The sequence below is a fragment of the Paenibacillus sp. UNC217MF genome (genome assembly GCF_000686865.1).
In the GTDB taxonomy this organism is placed as follows: domain Bacteria; phylum Bacillota; class Bacilli; order Paenibacillales; family Paenibacillaceae; genus Paenibacillus_B; species Paenibacillus_B suaedae.
The window spans coordinates 1-5,153 of the sequence record NZ_JMLT01000038.1 but is presented as its reverse complement, the minus strand read 5'-3'; the positions used below and the strand labels follow the sequence as shown (position 1 = coordinate 5,153).

The window sequence follows — 5,153 nt, the reverse complement described above, 5'->3', positions numbered from 1 at the left end:
CTTGGATATGAGGGCAAGACGCTCATCATCGAAGAGCTTCTTGCGGCAAGCGAGCAAAGTGCGTGGAGCCGTGATAGCTCTGAAAGTCCTGAAAGCCCTGAAAGCCCTGAAAGCCCTGAAAGCCCTGAAAGCTTTAATAACCCTGATTGCCCAGATAGCCCGGATAACGCAAGCAGCCGTTTGCTCTACGTTATCTATACTTCAGGTACGACGGGGAAACCGAAAGGCGTTATGTTGGAACATGGCAACCTTGTAAACTTGATCATGCATCAATACGAGCATGCGTCCATTCCATTTGACAAGCAGGTGCTGCAGTATGCGTCGTACAGCTTTGATGTGAGTTATCAGGAGATTTTTTCTACCTTGCTGGCGGGCGGAACGCTGCATGTGATCAAGGAGGATATGCGTCAAAATCCGACTGCGCTCTTCCGCTATGTGGAGGAACGAGGCATTCCAACCTTACTGCTGCCGTCGTCGTTCGTCAAATTCGTTTGGAACGATCCGGCCTACGAAGCGAGTTGGCCAACGTGCGTGCAGCATCTGATTACGGCGGGAGAGGCGCTGATTGTCGGCCCGGCACTGCAGCGCTACTTGCAGGAGCAGGGCGTCACGCTTCACAATCATTACGGCCCTTCGGAGACGCATGTAGCGACTACGTACACGATCAGGCCGCAAGAGCCGATGATGGCGCTGCCGCCGATTGGCAAGCCGATCAGTAATTCGTCCGTGTACATTTTGGACGAGCTTGGACAGCTGCAGCCGATCGGCGTAGCGGGCGAATTGTATATCGGCGGCGCTTGTGTAGGCCGAGGCTACTTGCATCAGCCAAGCTGGACGCAGGAGAAGTTCCTGACCAATCCATGGCTGGAAGGAACGCGGATGTATCGGACCGGGGATCGGGCCCGCTGGTTGGCCGACGGCAACCTCGAGTATTTGGGCCGTATCGATCATCAGGTGAAAATAAGAGGATACCGGATCGAACCTGGCGAGATCGAAACCAGACTGTTAGCGTTGGATGGAATTCGAGAGGCGGCCGTCATCGCACTGCCCGATGAGCGAAGCGGCCATGAGCTGTGCGCGTATGTGGCAGGCGAACGCGAATTTACATTCGCCGAACTGCGCGAAGCCTTGCGATTGAACTTGCCGGACTACATGATTCCGGCGTATGTCGTGCAGCTGGAAGAACTGCCGATTACGAGTAACGGCAAAATCGACCGTAGAGCGCTGCCGGCGCCAGAAGGGGCGCTGCGAACGGGAACGGAGTATGCGGCGCCGCGCACAGTGACGGAAGCGAAGCTGGCGCAGCTATGGCAAGAGGTGCTGGGGCTGGAGCGCGTCGGCATCCGCGATAACTTCTTCGACATCGGGGGCCATTCGCTCCGGGCGATGACACTTGTATCGCGCATTCATCAGACGCTGGAAGCGGAAGTGCCGCTGCGGCAATTGTTCCTCTCGCCAACAATTGAAAGCTTGGCGGCTGCAATGGAGGAGGCGGAGGGCGGCACATTTGAAGCACTTGTGCCCGCTCCGCTGCAGGCAGCGTATCCGCTGTCGTCCGCGCAAAAACGGCTGTACGTGCTGCAGCAGCTGGAGGGCGCCGAACTGAGCTACAACATGCCCGCAGCGCTGCGCCTGACGGGAACGCTGGATCGCCAGCGGCTGGAAATCGCCCTTCAGGCACTCATCGCCCGTCATGAATCGCTGCGCACGGCAATTGCGGCGGTAGACGGGGAGCCGATGCAGCGCATCGTAGAGGCTCCGGACTTCACCGTCGCGTACGAGGAGGCGAGAGGAGCCGATGCACAGGCGTACATTCGTCACTTCCTCCGTCCGTTTGACCTTGGCGCTGCGCCGTTGCTGCGAACGACGGTGGTACGGCTGGACGAAACGGATCACGTTCTGCTGTTCGATATGCACCATATCATTTCCGACGGCACCTCCATGAACATTTTGGTGCAGGAATTGACGAAGCTGTATGCGGGAGAAGAACTGGAACCGCTGCGGCTGCAGTATAAAGATTATGCGCTCTGGCAGCAAGGCTACCGGCAAAGTGCGGCTTACCGGAAGATGGAAAGCTACTGGCTGAGTCAGTTTGCAGGCGAGCTGCCGGTGCTGAGCCTGCCGACAGATGCTCCGCGACCGGCGGTGCGCAGCTTCGAGGGGGATCTGGTAGAGTTCGAGCTGGATCGTATGCTGGCGGAAGCGGTCAGAGAGCTGGCGCGGGAAAACGGCGCGACCGTGTACATGGTGCTGCTGGCCGCATACAGCGCCCTGCTCGGGCGGTTAAGCGGTCAAGAAGAACTGATTCTCGGTACGTCGATCGCCGGACGTTCCCATGCGGACCTGCAAGGGATGATGGGGATGTTTGTGAACACGCTGGCGCTGCGGATGAGCCCGTCCGGAGAAAAGCCGTTCTCGGTTTACTTGCAGGAAGTGAAGCAGACGGCGCTCGGAGCATTGGAGCATGGGGACTACCCGTTCGAGGAGCTGGTGGAGCAGGTGGTGAAGCAGAGGGATATGAGCCGCAATCCGCTGTTCGATGCCATGCTGGTGCTGCAAAACACCGAGCAGACCGAATTGGAGCTGGCGGGACTGCAATGGGCGCCATACCCGATCGAGAGCGGAGCGGCGAAATTCGACTTGACGCTATCGGTCAGCGAGCACGAACAGGGGATGCGGTGCTCCCTGGAATATGCGTCGAAACTATTCGAACGGACGACGATCGAGCGCTGGGCGGGTCACTTCACCGAGCTGCTGCGTCAAACAGTCCGTCATCCGCAGGCGATGCTGGGAAGCATCGAAATGCTGACGGCGGAAGAGCAGGAAGAGCTGCTGGTGACATTCAACGATACGGCGGTGGAGCTGCCGGCGGAAGCAACGGTGCATGCGATGTTCGAACAGCAGGCTGCATGGACCCCAGATGCGGTAGCTGTGGCATTTGAAGATAGGCAGCTGACGTACCGAGAGTTGAACGAGCGGGCGAACCGCTTGGCGAGAAGATTGCAGGCGCGAGGGGTGCAGCGTGAGCAATTGATAGGCATCATGGCCGAACGCTCGCTGGAGATGATTGTGGGCATACTGGCAATCTTAAAAGCCGGTGGAGCGTATGTGCCGATCGATCCCGAATACCCTCAGGAACGCATCTCCTTTATGTTAGAGGATTCCGGGGCGCAGGTGCTGCTGATTCAGAAGCATTTGAAGGAGAGGGCTTCTTTTGCGGGAATCAAGGTGGAACTGGAAGAGGAGCCGTTGTCAGGCGAAGAAGAATACTTCGCGAACAGTGCGAACTTGGCAATGGTGGCAATGGCCGATGATCTGGCGTACATCATCTACACGTCGGGTTCAACAGGAACGCCTAAAGGGGTTTGCGTGACGCATCGCGGGGTTATCAGACTTGTTTCGTCATCGAATTATGTGGACATTAGCGAACAAGACGTATTTTTGCAGGGCTCGACGATTTCCTTTGACGCTGCGACGTTTGAGATATGGGGCAGCCTGCTGAATGGTGCGGCGCTGGCGATTTTGCCGCCCGGCAAATTGTCGCTAACGGACTGGGTGCAGGCGATTCAGCAGCATCACGTCAGTATATTGTGGCTAACGGCTGGCTTGTTTCATGTAATGGTGGAAGAGCAGTTGGAAGGTTTGTACGGGGTGAAGCAGCTGCTGGTTGGCGGTGACGTTGTTTCGAGACCGCATGCAAAAAAAGTGTTGGAGCGATTCAGCGAATTACGGCTGATCAACGGTTACGGCCCAACGGAAAATACAACGTTTACGTGCTGCCATGAAATCTGGATGTCGGATGTGGAACGCGCGTCGATTCCGATCGGCCGTCCGATCAGTAACACGCAAGTATACGTGCTGGGCAGAGCCAAAGAGATAGTGCCTATTGGCGTAATTGGAGAGTTGTATACCGGCGGCAGTGGACTGGCACGCGAATACTTGAACAATCCGGAGTTAACAGCGGCGAAGTTTGTGGAGCATCCGTATGCAGCGGGCGAGCGGTTGTACCGAACAGGCGATTTGGCCCGTTGGCTTCCAGATGGAACAATAGAGTATGCAGGTCGCATGGACGATCAGGTGAAAATCCGCGGTTACCGTATTGAGCTTGGAGAAATCGAAACGCAGCTTCTTCGCGTAACGGATGTTCAGGAAGCGGTGGTCATCGCCCGCGAGGACGAAACCGGCCGGAAGACGCTGTGTGCGTACATCAAGGCGACACGTGATCTAGAGGCCGATGAACTCCGAAACCCTCTGGCGCAAAAACTGCCAGGGTACATGATCCCGTTGTACTTCGTGCAGCTTGCGCAGATGCCGCTGACGCCTAACGGCAAAGTGGATCGCAAAGCACTGCCGGCGCCGGAAGCAGGCATGAGTGCGGGGACGGAATACGTCGCCCCGCGCACGGGCGAGGAAAAAGCGCTCGTGTCCGTTTGGCAGTCGGTGCTGGGCGTAGAGAAGATTGGCATCTTCGATCATTTCTTCGAGCTTGGCGGCGATTCGATCAAAGCGATTCAAGTCGCTTCACGGCTATTACAAGCTGGGTATAAGGTCGAGATGAAAGACCTGTTCCGCTATCCGGTCGTCTCCGAGCTTAGCTCCCAGATGTCGGCGGTCACTCGCCGCGCAGAACAAGGAGAAGTGCATGGTCCCGTGCCGCTTACGCCGATCCAGCGCTGGTTCGTGCAGCTTGATCCCGTGGATATGCATCATTTCAACCACGCGGTCATGCTGCACCGGGAAGACGGATTCGACATCGATGCGCTGTGCCTGTCGATGCAGCGCATCGCTAGGCATCACGACGCGCTGCGGATGATTGTCATGCAGACGGAAGACGGCTACGCTGCTTGGAACCGCAGCGTGGAAGATGGTGAAGTCTGCAGTCTGGACGTATTTGACTTCCGTGGCGAAGAAACATGGAGCCAGCGGGTCGAGACGGAGGCCGGCAAGCTGCAGGCCAGCTTCTCGCTAGCCGCAGGTCCGCTCCTGAAACTGGGCTTGTTCCAGTGCCCGGACGGGGATCATTTGCTGATCGCGATTCATCATTGGGTTGTCGACGGAGTCTCCTGGCGCATCCTTTTTGAGGATATCGCGTCAGCTTACGAACAAGCGGCGCAAGGACAGGACATTCGGCTGCCGCTGAAAACGGACTCGTT

1 protein-coding gene is annotated in these 5,153 nt (G+C 57.2%); it reads left to right on the top strand.

Translation table 11 applies throughout. The features are described 5' to 3' along the window. Positions 1-24 precede the first annotated feature (24 nt). On the top strand, positions 25-5,153 hold a 5,129-nt coding region (locus BP95_RS30580; RefSeq protein ID WP_331281225.1), incomplete at its 3' end, for an amino acid adenylation domain-containing protein.